At 67.2% G+C, this 18,159-nt stretch carries 16 protein-coding genes; 7 read left to right on the top strand and 9 right to left on the bottom strand.

The window, feature by feature from the left end; genetic code table 11:
- From AC1DQR_RS06505 to AC1DQR_RS06490, 4 genes are read right to left on the bottom strand one after another with little or no spacing between them, the layout of a single operon-like run.
- On the bottom strand, positions 1-765 hold the full coding sequence (locus tag AC1DQR_RS06505; RefSeq protein WP_416048520.1) for an HAD-IA family hydrolase: 765 nt from the start codon (positions 763-765) through the stop codon (positions 1-3).
- A gap of 3 nt (positions 766-768) precedes the next feature.
- Positions 769-1,680, bottom strand: a complete 912-nt coding sequence (gene cbbX, locus AC1DQR_RS06500; protein ID WP_416048519.1) for a CbbX protein — start codon at positions 1,678-1,680, stop codon at positions 769-771.
- 59 nt (positions 1,681-1,739) lie between these two features.
- Complete coding sequence (locus AC1DQR_RS06495; RefSeq protein ID WP_416048518.1) at positions 1,740-2,159, bottom strand: ribulose bisphosphate carboxylase small subunit; 420 nt, start codon at positions 2,157-2,159, stop codon at positions 1,740-1,742.
- A 58-nt stretch (positions 2,160-2,217) separates the two neighbouring features.
- A complete protein-coding gene (locus tag AC1DQR_RS06490; RefSeq protein ID WP_416048517.1) occupies positions 2,218-3,684 on the bottom strand; it encodes a form I ribulose bisphosphate carboxylase large subunit in 1,467 nt (488 codons plus the stop codon).
- 156 nt (positions 3,685-3,840) lie between these two features.
- On the opposite strand from AC1DQR_RS06490, the gene AC1DQR_RS06485 reads away from it, so the two are divergent.
- The gene (locus AC1DQR_RS06485) at positions 3,841-4,791 is read left to right on the top strand and encodes a LysR family transcriptional regulator (protein ID WP_477132749.1); all 951 of its coding nucleotides are present in this window, start codon (positions 3,841-3,843) and stop codon (positions 4,789-4,791) included.
- A gap of 208 nt (positions 4,792-4,999) precedes the next feature.
- Positions 5,000-5,575, top strand: a complete 576-nt coding sequence (locus AC1DQR_RS06480; RefSeq protein WP_477132748.1) for a MurR/RpiR family transcriptional regulator — start codon at positions 5,000-5,002, stop codon at positions 5,573-5,575.
- A gap of 161 nt (positions 5,576-5,736) precedes the next feature.
- On the opposite strand, the gene AC1DQR_RS06475 is transcribed toward AC1DQR_RS06480, so the two are convergent.
- The 4 genes from AC1DQR_RS06475 to AC1DQR_RS06460 form a co-directional block, all read right to left on the bottom strand.
- Positions 5,737-6,402: a phosphoribosyltransferase gene (locus tag AC1DQR_RS06475; protein ID WP_477132747.1), complete on the bottom strand. Its 666-nt coding sequence runs from the start codon at positions 6,400-6,402 to the stop codon at positions 5,737-5,739.
- A 120-nt stretch (positions 6,403-6,522) separates the two neighbouring features.
- On the bottom strand, positions 6,523-7,026 hold the full coding sequence (locus AC1DQR_RS06470) for a BCAM0308 family protein (RefSeq protein ID WP_416048513.1): 504 nt from the start codon (positions 7,024-7,026) through the stop codon (positions 6,523-6,525).
- 99 nt (positions 7,027-7,125) lie between these two features.
- A complete protein-coding gene (locus AC1DQR_RS06465) occupies positions 7,126-7,506 on the bottom strand; it encodes a TraR/DksA family transcriptional regulator (RefSeq protein WP_416048512.1) in 381 nt (126 codons plus the stop codon).
- A gap of 188 nt (positions 7,507-7,694) precedes the next feature.
- A complete protein-coding gene (locus AC1DQR_RS06460; RefSeq protein ID WP_477132746.1) occupies positions 7,695-8,186 on the bottom strand; it encodes a hypothetical protein in 492 nt (163 codons plus the stop codon).
- 235 nt (positions 8,187-8,421) lie between these two features.
- On the opposite strand from AC1DQR_RS06460, the gene AC1DQR_RS06455 reads away from it, so the two are divergent.
- The 5 genes from AC1DQR_RS06455 to AC1DQR_RS06435 all read left to right on the top strand — a co-directional run bounded on the left by AC1DQR_RS06455 (position 8,422) and on the right by AC1DQR_RS06435 (position 16,146).
- On the top strand, positions 8,422-9,429 hold the full coding sequence (locus tag AC1DQR_RS06455) for a zinc-dependent alcohol dehydrogenase family protein (protein ID WP_416050479.1): 1,008 nt from the start codon (positions 8,422-8,424) through the stop codon (positions 9,427-9,429).
- Positions 9,430-9,707: 278 nt separating this feature from the next.
- Positions 9,708-10,694, top strand: a complete 987-nt coding sequence (locus tag AC1DQR_RS06450) for an HlyD family secretion protein (protein ID WP_416048510.1) — start codon at positions 9,708-9,710, stop codon at positions 10,692-10,694.
- Between the two features lie 4 nt (positions 10,695-10,698).
- On the top strand, positions 10,699-13,482 hold the full coding sequence (gene rbbA / locus AC1DQR_RS06445; RefSeq protein WP_416048509.1) for a ribosome-associated ATPase/putative transporter RbbA: 2,784 nt from the start codon (positions 10,699-10,701) through the stop codon (positions 13,480-13,482).
- 15 nt (positions 13,483-13,497) lie between these two features.
- Positions 13,498-14,625, top strand: coding sequence for an ABC transporter permease (locus tag AC1DQR_RS06440; RefSeq protein WP_416048508.1), 1,128 nt, complete (start codon positions 13,498-13,500; stop codon positions 14,623-14,625).
- Between the two features lie 6 nt (positions 14,626-14,631).
- Positions 14,632-16,146 (top strand): efflux transporter outer membrane subunit, encoded by a 1,515-nt coding sequence (locus AC1DQR_RS06435; RefSeq protein ID WP_416048507.1) that lies wholly within the window; start codon positions 14,632-14,634, stop codon positions 16,144-16,146.
- Positions 16,147-16,179: 33 nt separating this feature from the next.
- On the opposite strand, the gene prpR is transcribed toward AC1DQR_RS06435, so the two are convergent.
- Positions 16,180-18,126 (bottom strand): propionate catabolism operon regulatory protein PrpR, encoded by a 1,947-nt coding sequence (gene prpR / locus AC1DQR_RS06430; protein WP_477132745.1) that lies wholly within the window; start codon positions 18,124-18,126, stop codon positions 16,180-16,182.
- Positions 18,127-18,159: the final 33 nt, after the last annotated feature.

Genomic DNA, 18,159 nt, shown 5'->3' with positions numbered 1-18,159 from the left:
TCAGGCGGCCTCGAACAAGGTGCCGCGATGCCAGCGGCGCAGCGCGGCCAGATCGGCCCAGCGGTGGTCCGCGCCAGGCAGGTGCTGCGGCATTGGCTCCGCGGGATCGCCAAGATGCGGCAGCACCAGCAGCGCGCCGTCGAAGCGTTCCTGCGCGGTATAGGCGGTTGGCGTGATCACGACGGGAATGCCGGCCGCCTGCGCGGCGCGCAGGCCATTCTCGGAATCCTCCAGCGCCAGGCAATCGGCCGCTTCCAGGCCAAGCCGCGCCAGCACCGCCAGGTAGACATCCGGCGCGGGCTTCTTCACCGCGGTGGTGCCGGCGTCGCAGATGGCGGCAAAGCGCTGGCGCCAGCCCGCGCCCAATGGCGCGCGCAGCAACGCATCGAGGTTGCCCGGCGTGGTGGTGGTGGCGATTGCGATGGGCGTGCTGGATTGGCCGGCTTCCTCGATCAGCCGCAAAATACCGGGGCGCAGCAGCAGCGCGCCGCCGCCAACGCGCTCGGCATAGTGGCGGGACTTGATGGCGTGCACCGCCGCGATGGTTTCAGCCACCTTGCTGCCGCGCGCTTCCTCTGGGTCCACCATGCGCCAGTAGTGCAGCAGTCGCTCTTTGCCGCCGGCCACCTTGAGCAGGCGTGTGTAGAGCGCCGTATCCCAGCACCAGTCGAGACCGACTTCGGCAAACGCCGCATTGAAGGCATGGAGATGGGCGGACTCGGTATCGGCCAGGGTGCCATCGACATCGAAGATCAGGGCTTGCATGGCTCACTCCTTGTCGGGTGCCGGCGCGAACACGCGGCTGGCGAGCAGATCGGGGGCGGTAATGGTGGTCAGCGCCAGGTCATCGGCGACCGCGCCGGGGTCGCGCAGCAGGCGCGAAGCGTGCCGCAGCCGCGCGCGGTCGAGCGCGTTGCGCACGCTGCGGGCATTGGCAAAGTGCGGCTGCGCCATGCGGCGTACCAGGTAGTCGGAAAAGACGCGGCGGCTCTGCTCGTCGAAGCGGTAGTGCATCGCATCCAGCATCAGGTTGGCGATCTGGCCCAGTTCGTCGACCTGGTAGTCGGGAAAATCGATGTGATGGGCAATGCGCGAGGACATGCCCGGATTGGATTCGAAGAACCGGTCCATGCGGTCCTTGTAGCCGGCCAGGATCACCACCAGGTCGTCCCGGTTGTTCTCCATCACCTGCAGCAGGATCTCGATGGCCTCCTGGCCGTAGTCGCGCTCGTTCTCGGGCCGGTAGAGGTAATAAGCCTCGTCGATAAACAGCACGCCACCCATCGCCTTCTTCAGGATTTCCTTGGTCTTGGGCGCGGTATGGCCGATGTACTGGCCGACCAGGTCGTCGCGCGTGACCGCCACCAGGTGCCCCCGGCGCACATAGCCCAGCTGATGAAGTATCTGCGCCATGCGCATGGCCACGGTGGTCTTGCCGGTGCCGGGGTTCCCGGTGAAGCACATGTGCAAGCTGGGCGCGCCGGCGCTGAACCCGCGCGCCGCCCGCAGCTTGTCAACCAGCAGCAGCGCCGCGATATCGCGGATACGCGATTTCACCGGGGCCAGGCCGATCAGTTCGCGGTCGAGCTGGTCCAGCAAGCCGGCGATGCCCGAGCTGGCAAGCACGTCCGCCAGCGTGCCGGGCTGCCGCAGGTGCGAGGGGGATTCTGGCGCGGACATGGCGTCCTCCGTAAAGGTCGGCAAAGGGTCGGCGAAAGGCCGGCAACGTGCCGGCTGGCTTAGTAACGGCTGCCTTCGGGGCGAGCCTGCACGGCGTAGCTCTCGATCGAATAGCGCACCGTGCGGCCTGGCTCTTCCTGACGCACCAGGCGGAAGCCCGGCTCGTCCGCGGGACGGTTGACGATGAAGGACATCACCACCGACTCCACCGTATGGGTCGCGTCGAAGGCCATCACGCGGATATAGTGGTTGGGGAAGGTCTTGCGCGCGTTGTTGACCTCCAGCAGGATGCCGGCGGCATCGCGCAGGTCGAACATCGGCAGGCCGAACATCTCCCAGTAAGTGTTGCGCGGATGCGGGTCGTCGGTGTATTCGATGCCGACTGCCCAGCCCTTGCCCAGGCAGTACTCGACCTGGCTGGTGATCTGTGCGTCGGTGAGCTCGGGCAGGAAGGAGAAAGTGCCTTGTGTAATGCGCATGATGTCCTCGTCTCTGTTCGTTGGTGTCGGATGGCCTCGATCAGGGCGCGCGGCGCGCTCAGGCCACCGATGCGGTGGGCACGAAATCCGAGGTGTCGGTCGGCGTGTAGTTGAAGCTGATGTCGCCCCAGGTATCGAGGGCGGCCCGCAGCGGCGAGCACCACTTGGCGGCGTCGCGCAGGATGTCCGGTCCCTCGTTGGCAATGTCGCGCCCTTCGTTGCGTGCCAGCACCATCGCTTCCAGTGCCACACGGTTAGCCGTCGCCCCGGCCTGGATGCCTTGCGGATGGCCGATGGTGCCGCCGCCGAACTGCAGCACGACGTCGTCGCCGAACAGGTCGAGCAACTGGTGCATCTGGCCGGCGTGGATGCCGCCCGAGGCCACCGGCATCACCTTGCGCAACGAGGCCCAGTCCTGGTCGAAGAACAGCCCGCGCGTCAGGTCTGTCTTCGTATGGGCGTCGCGGCAGACGTTGTAATAGCCCTGTACGGTGAGGGGATCGCCTTCGAGCTTGCCCACCGCAGTGCCCGTATGCATATGATCGACCCCGGCCAGGCGCAGCCATTTGGCGATCACGCGGAAGGACACGCCATGGTTCTTCTGGCGGGTGTAGGTGCCATGGCCGGCACGGTGCAGATGCAGCACCATGTCGTTCTGGCGGCACCAGTTGCTCATCGACTGGATGCAGGTCCAGCCCACGATCAGGTCGATCATGACGATCACCGAGCCGAGCGATTTGGCAAACTCGGCGCGCCGGTACATCTCCTCCATGGTGCCGGCGGTCACGTTGAGGTAGCTGCCCTTGACCTCGCCGGTCGCCGCGGATGCCTTGTTGACCGCATCCATCACGAACAGGAAGCGGTCACGCCAATGCATGAAGGGTTGCGAATTGATGTTTTCGTCGTCCTTCATGAAATCCAGCCCGCCCTTCAGGCCTTCATAGACCACGCGGCCGTAGTTGCGCCCCGACAGGCCCAGCTTGGGCTTGGTGGTGGCGCCCAGCAGCGGGCGGCCGAACTTGTCAAGGCGCTCGCGCTCGACGATGATGCCGGTGGGTGGGCCGGCGAAGGTCTTCACATAGGCCACCGGGAAGCGCATGTCTTCCAGGCGGGCCGCCTTGATCGGCTTGAAGCTGAACACGTTGCCGATGATGGAGGCGGTCAGGTTGGCGATCGAGCCTTCCTCGAACAGCGACAGGTCGTACGCCACGTAGCAGAAAAACTGCTCGGGATTGTTCGGCACCGGATCCACGCGATAGGCCTTGGCCCGGTACATATCGCAGGCGGTCAGGCGATCGGTCCACACCACCGTCCAGGTAGCGGTGGACGATTCGCCGGCTACCGCGGCGGCAGCCTCGACCGGATCCACGCCCGCCTGCGGCGTGATGCGGAACAGTGCGAGCAGATCGGTGTCCTTGGGCTCGTAGCCCTCGTCCCAATAGCCCATCTCCTTGTACTTCATCACGCCGGCGTCGTAGCGCTTGCGTGGCTTGGCGGCGGCTTGGATCGTCTCAGGTGCGTTCATGATGTATTCCTTCCCGTGGGTTGGCGGCTTGGCTGCCTGGCTGCGTTGCTGCGTTGCTGCGTCTTGAGGGAGAAGATATCCAGCTATCCCCATAAGGTAAATTCAGATATTCTTAGTCCGCATATAAGGGATCCCTTAAGGTGGTGCGTTCCAGCCATGTCCTTCCTCCGCTCCCTCACCCTTCGCCAGCTGCAGATCTTCGTCACCGTTGCCCGGCACGCCAGCTTCGTGCGGGCGRCCGAGGAACTGCACCTGACCCAGCCGGCGGTCTCAATGCAGGTGAAGCAGCTCGAGTCCGTGGTCGGGCTGTCGCTGTTCGAGCGCGTCAGCCGCCAGCTCACCCTGACCGAGGCCGGCGACCGCCTCCTGCATCACGCCTCGCGCATCCTGGGCGAGGTGAGAGACGCCGAGGACGGGCTGCAGGCGGTCAAGGGCATCGACCAGGGCTCGATCTCGATCGGGCTGATCAGCACCGCCAAGTATTTCGCGCCAAGGCTGCTCGCTGGCTACTCAGCGCGCTACCCGAACGTGGACGTGCGCTTTGCCGAAGGCAACCGCGAGACGCTGCTGCGCCTGCTGCAGGACAACGAAATCGACCTCGCGCTGATGGGCCGGCCTCCACGCGAGCTGGTTGCCGTCTCGGAACCCATCGCCACGCACCCGCACGTGATCGTGGCCTCGCCGCGGCATCCGCTGCGCGAGGCAGAGGGCTTCGATCTGCAAGAACTGCGCCACGAAACCTTCCTGCTGCGCGAGCCCGGCTCCGGCACCCGCACGGTGGCCGAGGAAATGTTCAAGCACCACCTGTTCGCGCCGGCCAAAGTGGTCACCCTGGGCAGCAACGAAACGATCAAGCAGGCCGTGATGGCCGGCATGGGCATCAGCCTGTTGTCACTGCACACTCTGTCACTGGAATTGCGCACCAACGAGATTGCACTGCTGGATGTGTCCGGCACGCCGATCGAACGCGTCTGGCATATCGCGCACATGGCGAGCAAGCGGCTGATGCCCGCGAGCGAAGGTTGCCGCGCGTTCCTGCTAGAACATACGGCGGCGTACCTGGGGCGGGAATACGCCGGGCTGTTGCCCGGGCGGCGCGCGGGCTAGCGGTGGGCGGGGTGCCCGGGCGCGTGGCGCGTCCGGGGTTGGACGATGCGCGGCAACCTGCTCGGTTCCCGCGTGCTGGCTCGCATGCATGCGCTGTTGCAGCAGGCCGTGGCTATGTCCGCCTTGTGCAACCTGGTGCGCCGCCATACGGGCCAGTGAAGGGCCGCTCTCCGCCACTGGCATCGCGCAGGAGGTCATCGCCGGAAGCATGGAAAGCCTGGAAGCCCTGCGGCGCGGGGTGGCCGACACGCTGTTCGACGAGGCCGTGGAACTCCTGGTGCAAGCCCCCTCGATCTGGCTGGCGGCGTCGCGCCGCGCCTTCCCGGTGGGGACCTACCTCGCTTACGCGCTGCAACACACGGGCAAACCGATCCAGTGGCTAAACGGGCTGGGACAGATGCAGCAGGGGCAACTGCGAGCGCTCAAGCCGGACGATGTGATGATCGCCGTGTCGTTCGAGCCGTATGCCCAGGAGACGCTGCTGGCGGTGCAGGAAGCGGCCGGACGCGGAGCGCGCGTCCTTGTCATTGGCGATAGTCCTCTTAGTCCTTTGGCGGATCATGTGCGGGTTTTGCTGCCGGTGCAGGATGGGGCGACGTTCGGGTTCCGGTCGCTGACTAGTACGCTTTGCCTGGAACAATCGCTGTTCATGGCACTGGCGTATCGGCTGGAGATTGCTTATACGCAGCCGAAGGCGGAAGCGGCGTCAGGGCGCACGGCGCGCTCGGGGGGGATTAGCGTGACGCTCTTGTGCGGCAGTCTTGCATTGAGTGACGGAGCGTGAGCGACGTGTCGCCTATTTGCCGATCGCCAACCCCTTGGCGCTCAACGTATTCGAGACCTATTGCGCGTTGGAGTTTCAGTGTTATCAACGCGGGGAAGAAGGTCTTGACCCCCGGCACCCGTCGGAAAAGACCAGAAACACCACCTCCAGAACGCCCATCTCTACTCCCGTCCCGCCAAACGCCCCTCCCCGTGCTGCCCCGAATCTCCCTCCAGGCAAGCCACCACTTCCTCATCCTCAACCTGCGGAAACTCCCGGTAGTGCTCACCGACAGCGGAAAAATTGGCCGGCGACCGCAGGCAGACCACCTCATCCGCGTAACGCCGCACCTCGGCGAGCGAAGCCGGCGCGGCCACGGGCACAGCACATACCAGCCGGGCAGGATGCTGCTGCCGCACGGCATGCAATGCGGCAATCATGGTGGCGCCCGTGGCAAGCCCATCGTCCACCACGATCACCGTGCGCCCGTTCAGCGCACGCGCGGAGCGCCCCGGCGTGTATTGCTGCCGGCGGCGGCGCAGCAATGCAAGCTGTTCGTCGCGCTCCTGGTTGAGATAGCTGGAGTCGGCGCCAACTCGTGCTGCGTAGGGCGTCACGTAGACCCAGCCGCGTTCATCGACCGCGCCGACCGCCATCTCGCGGTCGAATGGCGCCCCTAGCTTCCTGACCAGGACCACGTCCAGTTCGCCACCGAGCCGGTCGGCGAGTATCTTGCCCATCGGCACGCCGCCCCGTGGAATGGCCAGCACAAGGGGATGGGCGTCGGCGTAGCCGGAGAGCGCTTCGGCTAGCCGCTCGGCGGCCTCGTTCCTGTCCTGGAAAGTCATGACATCACCTCTTGCCGGTGAGGGACCAGCTAGCTGGCTAGCCGGCTAGCGACTTCCATCGACGCCGTAAGGCGAGGTGTCTGCCAGACTGGACGGCCCCCATGCGCGCCATGATGGCCCTCAAGGGCGGTGCCAATGAACATACAGGGTCTCGTCGGCGTCGGGATAGTCGATTTCCAGCTTGCCACGATACGCATGATGCACGGCAGAGCCGATATCGCGTGCCAGGTGAAAGCCCGTGGTCGTGATGGTGATGCGATCCTCCTGAGTCTGCGTCGCCATGATGCGCTCCATCGGATGACTCTCTCTCATCAGGGCTTCCCGGTGCCGCACCAGCCCGAGAATCTCTTCCCGGTGCTCCCGCTGGAACGCCCCATCCAGCGTCAACTGCGCTGCGGGCACATGGTCGGCGATGCGGTGGCAGGCCGGGCACATCAGCGCCTTGGCGCCGGGCGGCACGGCCCGCCATTGCCAACGTCCTTTCAGGAAGACTGCGTGGCAAGCGGGACAGGAAGCGATGGCAGGCGCCTGCTCCGGCTGCTTGTAGGCATCGTGGATGGGATCCTGGGGAAGCCGGTCCCAACGGGCCGGCCTGACCTGGCTCGAACGCTCACGGACTTTCATGTCTGGCTCCTGAAATCGAATCGGGCAGCGCCCACGCGGCCTGCCTGCTGTATCGCGGACTCACCTGGCGAGCCCGCCCACGGGAACGCCAGCCCATGCTCATCGCATACCGCTCGGCGCCCCGAACATGTGCTCGTGCTTGCGCTGGCACGGGGTGCAGCGTTTGGCCGTGGGATAGGCTTGCAGCCGCGGATAAGGAATGGGCTCGCCGCAGTCCACGCACACGCCGTAGCTGAGCTTGGCGATCCGATTACGCGCCACCGCTATGTCGGCCAGTTCCATGCGGTAGTGTCCCGCCACGGCATCGTCCATGCGCTCCTCGGTGCCATGCTCGGCGAGATCCGCGTCGTCGCTCGCTTCGCGCTCGGCGGACACGGTACGGGAAACGGCAGCGGCATCCATCTGGCCACGGATTCTCTGCTCTCTGCTGTCCAGCAAGGCGACGAGGCTGGAGAGCTGCTCTTTCGTTAAATCGGACATCGTTGACTCCCGGGCGCGGCAAAGTGGATTTTCATGCATGATGCGATGACATCGGGCAGGCCGCTTGCGCCAGATCAAGTGATGGGCCGCCGGCACGAAGTGCCTGCGGCGTGGCGCGCTGAACCCTCGTTCCGCTTCAAGCTTCAATATAGGTGGGTGGCTGCCGGTTAGCATGATCCGCGTCAATCTCACTTCCGGCCGTGCGCGGAGCCAGCCGCAGCCATGGCATGGCCCGGCAGGCTCGCATCGGGCCGCGCGCCGGTACCTTGCGCGCAAAGCACCTTGGCCTGCCCGCCGCAGATCAAGGGCATGGCGTCGTGCAAGGCGCGCGTGGCCTCGCGTCCGCCGTTCCAAGCCACCATGACACGTGCGCCGGGGACAGCGAACTGGCCGGCGAATGGAATGACAAGGACCGGCCTGCCACCGTCGAGGATGAGGGTTTCCAGGAACTGGGTCGCGACAAAGCTGTCTGGATCGGCCGGATCATATTGCCCGGCAACGACAAGGTCGGCCTCGCGCACTTCGCGCAGCGCCATCATCAACGGATCGCCATCCACTGCCCGCCACTCGGTTTCGATCCCCAGGTCCTGTGTTGCCGCCAGGAAGCGCCGGTGCACCTCCTCGCGCGCCTCGCTGCGCCGCTGGCGGTCCTCGTTGATATAGGTCGCGGCACTCTCCATCAGGGGCTGGTGTCCAGGTGGACCATGATGCTGGCGTATTCCATAACATTCCTGTGCGGGTTGGGTTTGGGAGCCTGAATCCAGTCTAGGAAGCGTCTGGACGTGGCTATTGACTCAGGTCAAGCCGATACATTCCGCACAGGGGCTGGCGCCTCGCGTACGCCATGGATACGGATCAAGCGGCAACAGTCGGCGTGACCTAGGATAAATGCTGGGCACCGCCGAGGATGTCACCATGCAGGAGACGATGCGCGCCATGATTTTCGACGGCACCGGGCCGGCCTTGCGCCTGGCGCGCGTCCCCATGCCAAACCCCGGCCCAGGCGAAGTGCGTATCGCGGTGAGCACCTGCGGCGTGTGCCGCACCGACCTGCACATTGTCGATGGCGAACTCGCGCACCCGAAAGCGGCGCTCATTCCCGGACACGAAATCGTCGGCAGGGTCGAATCCTGTGGCGCTGGCGTGACAGCCCTTGCTCCGGGCGACCGGGTAGGCGTGCCGTGGCTCGGGCAGACCTGCGGGCACTGTGGCTATTGCGCGGCGCATCGCGAAAACCTGTGCGATACGCCGCAGTTCACCGGCTATACGCGCGACGGCGGCTACGCCGAGTACGTGGTAGCCGACAGCCGCTATTGTTTCCTTATCCCGGATCACTATGACGACGAGCATGCGGCGCCCTTGCTGTGCGCGGGCCTGATTGGCTACCGTACGCTATGCATGGCGGGGGACGCCCGCAAGGTCCGGTCTATCGGCATCTACGGATTTGGCGCCGCGGCCCATCTGGTGACGCAGATCGCCGTCGCCCAGCAGCGCGAGATCTTTGCCTTCACGCGCCCCGGCGACACCGCCGCCTGCCAGCTCGCCCGTGACACCGGGGCGTGCTGGACCGGTCCGAGCGACCAGCCCGCACCGCAGCCGCTCGATGCCGCGCTGATCTTCGCGCCGGTGGGCGCGCTGGTGCCGATGGCGCTGCAAGCCGTTGCCAAGGGCGGTACCGTGGTTTGCGGCGGCATCCACATGAGCGATATTCCGGCCTTTCCCTATCGCCTGCTGTGGGAGGAGCGGTCGATCGTGTCGGTGGCCAACCTCACGCGCGACGACGGGCTGGAACTGATGCGGATCGCCCAGGCCACGCCGCTGCGCACCACCACCACGGTCTATCCGCTGGAGCAGGCCAATGCCGCGCTGGCCGACCTGCGCGCGGGCCGCCTGGCCGGCGCGGCGGTACTGCGCATCGCCTAGCGTGACATCGCTCGGGCAGCCGATACATGGAACGCAGCACCAAACACGGCACCTGCACCTATTAGAACTCCCCCTCCAAAAAGTGCCCCCTTCGGCACCAACTTGCGCTAGATCAAGTCCACGCCCCACCCCGCCGGATAGCATTGGACCCTACGCCGTCGCCCCGCGGATCAAGGTCTGTCTTTGTCGTCTCCCCTCCCCCCTTTGCCCGACACCCTGAACCCCCTGGAGCGCCCGGCGGCATTCCATCATTCAGCGCACAGGTGCACAGGTAGCCGATGAAACTCAAACCAGGCTGGGGTATAGCGGTATTGTTCGTTGCTGGCGCCATTGGAGCCGCCGTGTGGTGGCTTGGCAGCCAGCGCGCCCCGTGGCCGGCTTATGTGGCCCACAGCAACGGGCGCATGGAGATCGGCCGCCTCGACGTGGCGGTGAAGTATCCGGGCCGCGTCATCGATCTGCCAGTTCGCGAGGGCGATGCCCTGGCTGCGGGCGCTGTGGTGGCCCGGCAGGATGACGCCGAATTACTGACTCAACTCAGCCTTGCCACTGCAGCCCGCGAGCGTGCCGTGCAGGCGGCGTCGCGCGCGCAGGCGGAGATCGAGGGGCGCGCGAGCCGCCAGCGGCTGGCGCGGCTGGAGTTGACCGAGGCGGTCAAGCTCTACCAGGACCGTCAGATTTCTTCGGTGGAGCGCGATCGCCGGCAGCTTGGCCTGGATGGCGAGAGCGCGGGCGTGACCGGCGCGCGCGCCGCGCTTGGCGAGGCTAACGCGGCGATCGCGGAGGCCGATGCCCAGATTGCCCGCCTGAAGATCCTGCAGGATGAGGCAACCATCCGTGCCCCGGTGGCCGGGCGTGTGGAGTATCGCGTGATCGAGGTCGGCACGGTGCTGCCGGCGGGAGGGCGCGTGGTGTCGCTGCTGAACCTGGCCGATATGTATTTCACGGTGTTCCTGCCCGCGGGTGCTGCCGGCAAGCTGGCCATCGGCGACGAGGCGCGCATCGTGCTGGACGCCATGAAGGACGAACCGATCCCGGCCCGCGTCAGCTTTGTGGCCAGCGAGGCCCAGTTCACCCCCAAATATGTCGAGACCGACGCCGAGCGGGCCAAGCTGATGTATCGCGTCAAGCTGCAGCTGGCGCCCGAGGTTGCCCAGCGCTACGCGGCCAAACTGAAGGCCGGCATGACGGGCGATGGCTTTGTGCGCCTGGATGCCAGGCAGCCCTGGCCCGCCGCGCTGACGCTGCCCCGGCAGCCGGCCTGACGCCATGCCGAGTCCGCACCCCGACGGTGCCGCGGCCATCCGGATCGATGGCCTGTCGCACCGCTACGGCGCCAGCGTGGCGCTGGACAATGTGTCGCTCACGCTGCCCGGCAATGCCACCATCGGCCTGATCGGCCCCGATGGCGTCGGTAAATCGACGCTGCTCGGCGTGCTTGCCGGCGTCAAGCGTATCCAGCAGGGCCATGCCGCCGTGCTGGGCGCGGACTTGCGTGACCGGCAAGCGCGCGAGGCGCTGTTGCCGCGCGTGGCGTTCATGCCGCAGGGGCTGGGACGCAACCTGTACCCGACGCTGTCGGTCTACGAGAACGTGGACTTTTTTGCCCGGCTGTTCGGCCTGGGCGGCACGGAGCGGCGCCAGCGCATCGAGCGCCTGCTCGCGGCCACCGGCCTGGCGCCTTTCCCGGACCGTCCGGCGGGCAAGCTCTCGGGCGGCATGAAGCAGAAGCTTGGCCTGTGCTGCGCGCTGGTCCACAACCCGGACCTGCTGATTCTCGACGAGCCCACCACGGGGGTGGACCCGCTGTCGCGGCGCCAGTTCTGGACCCTGGTGGAAGACCTGCGCGCCGAGCACAGCAATATGACGGTGATCGTCGCCACCGCGTATATCGAGGAGGCGCAGCGCTTCGAGCATCTGGTGGCCATGGATGCGGGCAAGGTGCTCGTGTGCGACCGTACCGCCGATGTGCTGGCGCGCGCGGGCACCGGCGACCTCGAGCAGGCCTATATCTCGCTGCTGCCGGCGGCCCGGCGCGGCGATGCCACGGGACTGGTGATCCCGCCCCGCCCGCCGGATGGCGACGAACCCGCCATCGAGGCCGAAGGGCTGACGCGGCGCTTCGGTGCCTTTACCGCCGTGGACAATGTGAGCTTTCGCATCGAGCGCAGCGAGATCTTCGGCTTTCTCGGCTCCAATGGCTGCGGCAAGACCACCACCATGAAGATGCTGACCGGGCTGCTGGATGCCACCAGCGGCACCGCGCGCCTGCTCGGCCAGACCATCGACGCCGGCGATATGCGTACCCGCATGCGGGTGGGCTATATGTCGCAGGCGTTCTCGCTGTACGAGGAACTGACGGTACGGCAGAACCTGGACCTGCATGCCAGGCTCTACCGGATGGAGGGCGAGCGCGCGCAAAAGGCGGTCAGGCAGGCCCTGCTCGATTTCGAGCTGGACCAGCATGCCGATGCGCGGCCCGCTGCCCTGTCGCTCGGCATCCGCCAGCGCCTGCAGCTGGCTGCGGCCTGCCTGCACCATCCGGAAGTGCTGATCCTCGACGAGCCCACCTCCGGCGTGGACCCCGGCGCGCGCGACATGTTCTGGCGCCATCTGGTCCAGCTGTCGCGCCAGCAGCGCGTGACGATCTTCGTTTCCACCCACTTCATGAACGAGGCGGCGCGCTGCGACCGCATCTCCTTCATGCACCGCGGCCGCGTGCTGGCGGTGGGCAGCCCGGACGCGCTGCGGGAAAGCTGCGGCGCGCAGACGCTGGAGGATGCGTTCGTCAGCTACCTGGAGCAGGCGGAGACCCCGGAGAACGGCGCAGCCGCCGCGGTCGCCGCCGCTTCGGCTGCGGCGACGGCAGCGCCCGCGCAACCCGCCCCGCCCCCCGCGCCGGTCGGCCGGCCAGCCGCGCCTGCCGGCGGCTCGCGGCTGGCGCGGACCTGGGCATTCGCCAGGCGCGAGGCCATGGAGCTGGCGCGCGACCGGCTCCGRCTGGCATTCGCCATCCTCGGCCCGATCGTGCTGCTGTGCGCCGCGGCGTGGAGCGTGTCCTTCGATGTGGAGAACGTGCGCTTCGCCGTGCTGGACCGCGACCAGAGCCGCGCCAGCCGCGAGCTGGTGGAGCAGTTCTCCGGCTCGCGCTATTTCGTGCAGACCGATGGCGTGCACAGCGAGGCGGACGCGGACCGGCGCCTGCGCGCCGCGGCCGATATGCTGATCGTCGAGCTGCCGCCCGGCTTCGAGCGCGACCTGCTGGCCGGGCGCCAGCCGGAGCTCGCATTCCGCGTCGACGGGTCCAGCCCGTTCCCGGGCGCCACCACGCGCGCCTATGTGACCGGCGTGCTGCTGGCCTACGCCAATGCGCAGATGCGCGCGCAGCCGGAGCGCCCGGCGGCGCTGCCGGTGTCGATCGAGACGCGCTTTATCTACAACCAGGAGTTCCGCAGCATCTACGCGATCACGCCCGGCATCATCATGCTGGCGCTGATCCTGATCCCGACCATGCTGACCGCGCTCGGCGTGGTGCGGGAGAAGGAGATGGGGTCGATCACCAACCTCTATGCCTCACCGGCCAGCGTGGGCGAGTACCTGATCGGCAAGCAACTGCCCTACGTGGGGCTGGCGATGATCAGCTACCTGACCCTGGTGGCGCTGGCCATCGTGCTGCTGCAGGTGCCGCTGAAGGGATCCTTCCTCGCCTTGTCGATCGGCGCCGCGCTGTTCGTGCTGGCGGCCACCGCGCTCGGGCTGCTGATGTCGACCTTCGTGCGTTCGCAGGTGGCGGCCATCTTCGGCACCGCGATCCTGTGCCTGATTCCGTCGGTCAACTTCTCCGGCCTGCTGTATCCGGTGTCGACGCTGACGGGCAGCAGCTACTGGATCGGCCTGGGTTTTCCGTCGTCGTGGTTCCAGCTGGTCAGCCTTGGCAGTTTTACCAAGGGGCTTGGCGTGGGCAGCTTCGGCACCATGTACCTGGCCTTGCTGGGTTTCGCGCTGCTGTACCTGGCGGGCGCGCGTCTGCTTCTGCGCAAGCAGGAAGCATAGCCGGGAGATGCCGCGATGAATCAATGGTGCAAGAACGTGGCTCGGCTGTGCGGCAAGGAGTTGCGCAGCCTGTTCAGCGATGTGACGCTGATGGCACTGATCGTCTTTGCCTTCACGCTGGCCGTGCATTCGGTCGCCAAGGGCATCAAGGCCGAGGTGTCGAACGCATCGGTGGCCATCGTGGATGCCGACCACTCCGAGCTCTCGCGCCGCTTGCGCGATGCGATCCGGCCGCCGTATTTCAAGACGCCGGTGGATGTGGACCGGCACGCCGTCGATGCGGAGCTGGACCGGGGGCGATATATCTTCGCCATCGAGATCCCGCCGCGCTTCGAAGCCGACGTGCTGGCGGGAAGAACGCCGGCGGTGCAGGTGCTGGTCGATGCCACCGCGATGACCCAGGCGGGCCTGGGGGCCAGCTACCTGCAGCAGATCTTCACGCGTGAGGCGCTTGAATTCCTGCACGCGCGGGGCATCGAGGCGCAGCTGCCCGTGCGTGCGCAGAGTACGGTGCTGTTCAATCCCAATACGGAGTCGCACTGGTTCACGTCGACCATGCAGATCGTGGTGAATATCACGGTGCTGGCCATCATCCTGGTAGGCGCGGCGGTGATCCGCGAGCGCGAGCACGGCACCATCGAGCACTTGCTGGTGATGCCGGTGCGCGCCAGCGAGATCGCGGTGGCGAAGATCCTGGCCAATGGCGCGGTGATCTTCCTGGCGTCCCTGCTGTCGCTGTGGCTGGTGGTGCATCTGTGGCTGGATGTGCCACTGACCGGCTCGATGGGGCTCTTTGCGCTGAGCACCGCGCTCTACCTGTTCTCGGTGACGGCGCTCGGCATGTGGCTGGCGACCATCGCGCCGGCGATGCCGCAGTTCGGTTTGCTGGCGGTGCCGACCTATGCCGTTGCCTACCTGCTGTCCGGCGCCGCCACGCCGGTGCAGAGCATGCCGCAGGCCATGCAGCACGCGGTGCAGTTCCTGCCGACCACCCAGTTCGTCACGCTCACGCAGGCCATCCTGTTCCGCGGCGCGGGCGTGGATGTGGTGTGGCCGCAGTTGCTCGGCGTCACAGCCGCGGGCGGGATCTTCCTGGCCCTGGCGCTGACACGGTTCCGCTCCATGCTCGCGCAGCAAGGATAGACCGCCATGCCTGACCACCCTGACCACGCCCGCCTTTCCTCCAGCCCGCCCACCCAACGGATTTCCGCCTTGAGTACCTATCCACGACGCGGCATCCTCGCCGGCCTCATTGCAGGCATCGCAAGCATCGCCGCAGCCGGCCTGGCCGGCTGCGCCACGGTCGACGTCACCGTGCCCGACAGTATCGCGGCGCCAGCCGCGTTCAAGGAAGCCCCCGCCGAGGGCACGCCGGCCGCGGCGCAGGACCTGGCGCAGTGGTGGCAGAACTGGAACGACCCGGAACTGACGCAGCGCGTGACCGAGACGCTGGCGGCCAATCTCGATCTGCGCGTGGCCCAGGCGCGCGTGGCGGAGGCACGCGCGATCGGGCAGGTTGCCGAATCGGCGCTCTACCCGACGCTGTCGGCACAGGCGCGCGCGGCACGCGGCGTGGCCGACTTGCGCAGCCCCCCGGGCCTGCCGGATACCTCGCCCGGCCTGGACGGATATCTTGCCGGACTGACCGTGGCCTGGGAGGTCGACGTCTTCGGCGCCCGCCGCAGCGACGCGCAAGCCGCAGCGGCCGTTGCCCTCAGCGCGCAAGAGCGCCTGCGCGGCACGCGCCTGGTGATCGCCGCCGACGTGGCCGAGAACTACCTGGCGGCGCGCGGCCTGCAGCGCCGCCTGCAGCAACTGGACCGGAGCACGGAAATCGTCGGTCAGTTGCTGAGCTATACCCGCGCGCGCTATGCGGCCGGACAGGCGCTGTCCTACGATGTCGACCGCGTGAGCGAACAGCTTGGCGCATTGCAGGCGCAGCGCCCGGTGCTGACGAGCCAGATCTCGATGCGGGAACGCCGCCTTGCGGTGCTCGCCGGCCAGGTGCCGCAGGCCGCGGCGGCGCTTTCGCCGCCGCCCGCGTTCTTCGTGCCGTCGCCGCCCGCCGGGCAGGTGCCGTCGGACGTAATCGAGCGGCGCCCGGATGTGCGCGCCATGGCCGCGCTGGTACGCGCGCAGGCGGCCAGGCTCGGCAGCGCCAAGGCGGAACAGTTTCCCCGGTTTTACCTGACGTTCCTCGGCCAGGACGGGCGCCTGCACGTGGACGGGCTGCCGGCGCTGAGCGGCACCGGCGGGCTGGTGGGCGTCGGCGTGCAGTTGCCCATCTTCACCGCGGGCCGCATCCAGGCCGGCATCGATGCGGGCGACGCCCGCCTGCAGGCCGCGCAGGCGGAATACAACCAGGCGGTGCTGCGCACGCTGGAGGAAGTGGATAACGCCTACAGCCAGCGCAGCAGCCTGGACCAGCGCGGCGCCCGGCTGGCCGACGTGGTCGCTACCGCGCAGCGCAACAGCCAGAACGCCACGCGTCTCTATGAAGGCGGACAGCGCACGCTGCAGGATGTGCTGGACGCGCGCGTCGGCGCGCTGCAGCGGGAGGACGAACTGATCCAGACGCAAACGGCGCAGGCGCTGGCGGCCGTGCAGCTGTATCGGGCGCTCGGCGGAGAATGGCCGGGTGACCCGCAATCCGCCCGGCATTGAGCATGATGCATGCGCGCCCGGCGCGGAATCCGCCTACGCTCCCGTCTTCAACATCCGCCACAGCGTGGTGCGCCCGATCCCCAGTTGCCTGCTGGCCTCGGCGCGGTTGCCGCCGGCTTGTTCGAGCGCAAGCAGTACGTCGGCGCGGGTCAGCGCAGGCCGCTGCGCATCGCTGCCAAGCGCCGGCGGCTCTGGGCGCATTCGCTCGAATTCGGGAAAGACAGCGCGAATCTCCTGCATGGATCCGGCCTGGGGATCGCCAAGGTAGATCGCCGCGCGGGTCAGCAGATTTTCCAGTTCGCGCACGTTGCCCGGCCATGCGTATCCTTGGAACAGGGGTACCAGCAGTTCCAGCGCACGCGGCATGACTTCGTCCGGCAAGCCATATTGCGCGATGCTCCGCTTGACCAGGTGGCGCGCCAGTTCCGGTATGTCGCTGCGCCGGTCGCGCAACGCCGGCAGCGCGATCTGCAGCAGGTTCAGCCGGAAGTAAAGGTCTGCGCGAAACAGGCCCTTTGCCACCAGGGCGTGCAGGTCCCGGTGCGTCGCCGCGATGACGCGCACATCGATCGGCGTGGCGCGCCCCGAGCCTAGCTTCATGACCTCGCGTTCCTGCAATACGCGCAACAGCCGGCTTTGCAGGGCCGCCGGCATCTCGCCGATCTCATCGAGGAAAATCGTCCCGGTGTGGGCGGTCTCGAACAATCCAGGCCTGCCTCCACGCCGCGCGCCCGTGAACGCGCCGTCTTCATGCCCGAACAGTTCACTCTCTATCAGGCCTTCCGGCAAGGCCGCGCAATTGAAGGCGACGAAGGGGTTGCCGCGGCGGCCGCCCGCGTTGTGAATGCCCTGCGCGACCAGCTCCTTGCCTGTCCCGCTCTCGCCCGTCAGCAGTATGGTCGCGTCATGCGCCGCGCCGGCACGCGCGAGGCGCCGCACCCTGTCCAGCGCGGCTGAGCTGCCGGTCAGGTCGTCCAGGCTGTGCCGTGCGACCAGCTGCGTCGGGCGCTGGGTGGTCCGCAATGACCGGTCGATCCGCTGCGCGGCCTGCGCGTCCTGCACCGTCACCACCGAGCCGGTACGCAGGCCATGCTCGACGATGGGCAGGCAGGTCACGATCAGCGCCCGCCCGCCGATGCGCGCGATCCGTTCTTCTAGCGGGCCTTCGGTGCTGATGGATTCGCGCAGGAAGGGCCCCACCGCAGCCGTCAGCTGACGCGGGATATCCTTGTCGCCAGCCAGCCCGAGCAGGCCGACCATGGCGGGATTGACGGCTTCGAGCTGCCCGGCGTCGTCGAACGCCGCCACGCCATCGCGCAGGTGCGCCACGATGGTGTTCAAGCGCACGCGCTTCGACTCCTTGTGCCGGCTGACCCTTGCCAGCTCGATAGAACGCTCGAAGGCTTCCTCGACCGCCCCAAGGGAGTACAGGAACACGCTTTCAAGGCCCGCCTGCTGTGCGAAGTCGCACGCCATGCCGGGTCCGATGATGACCGTGCAACCCTGCGCGGCAAGCGATGCGACCGCGGTCCGTACCTCGTCGATCGAGCGATAGGCGCGTTGGAGCAGATCCACCTTCAACCAGGCCCGCAGATCGTCAAGCTCATGCGAAACCGTCTCATGCAGGACGAGCCCGACCCGCTCTCCCGGCCAGGCCGAAGCGGCTTGCGCGATCGCGCTGAGCACGTCAAAGCCGTTCACCTTGACCATCACCACGGGCACGCTCAGGTGATCGCGCAGATAGGCGCCGTTCGAGCCCGCCGCAAGCACGACATCCACGGTGCCCGCGTCGACGTATGCCTGCAGCGCGGCGACCGCGGCGCCATACCCTTCTCGTACCGCCAGTATCTTCGCCCGGTCGCTGTAGCGCGGCGCCACGGTTTCGCACAACGCTTGCAGGCGGCTGATGCTGACCAGGGCAATGCCGGGCCGATGCGCGTCGTGCCGCGAAACGGAAGTGAATGGAGAGAGCGTCGGCACGAGAGGTTTCCTCTAGCAGGTGTGAGATGTTCC

Source organism: Cupriavidus sp. 05L411, from assembly GCF_056398045.1.
The sequence above is the reverse complement of the archived record's forward strand: the minus strand, read 5'-3'. Positions and strand labels throughout refer to the sequence as shown.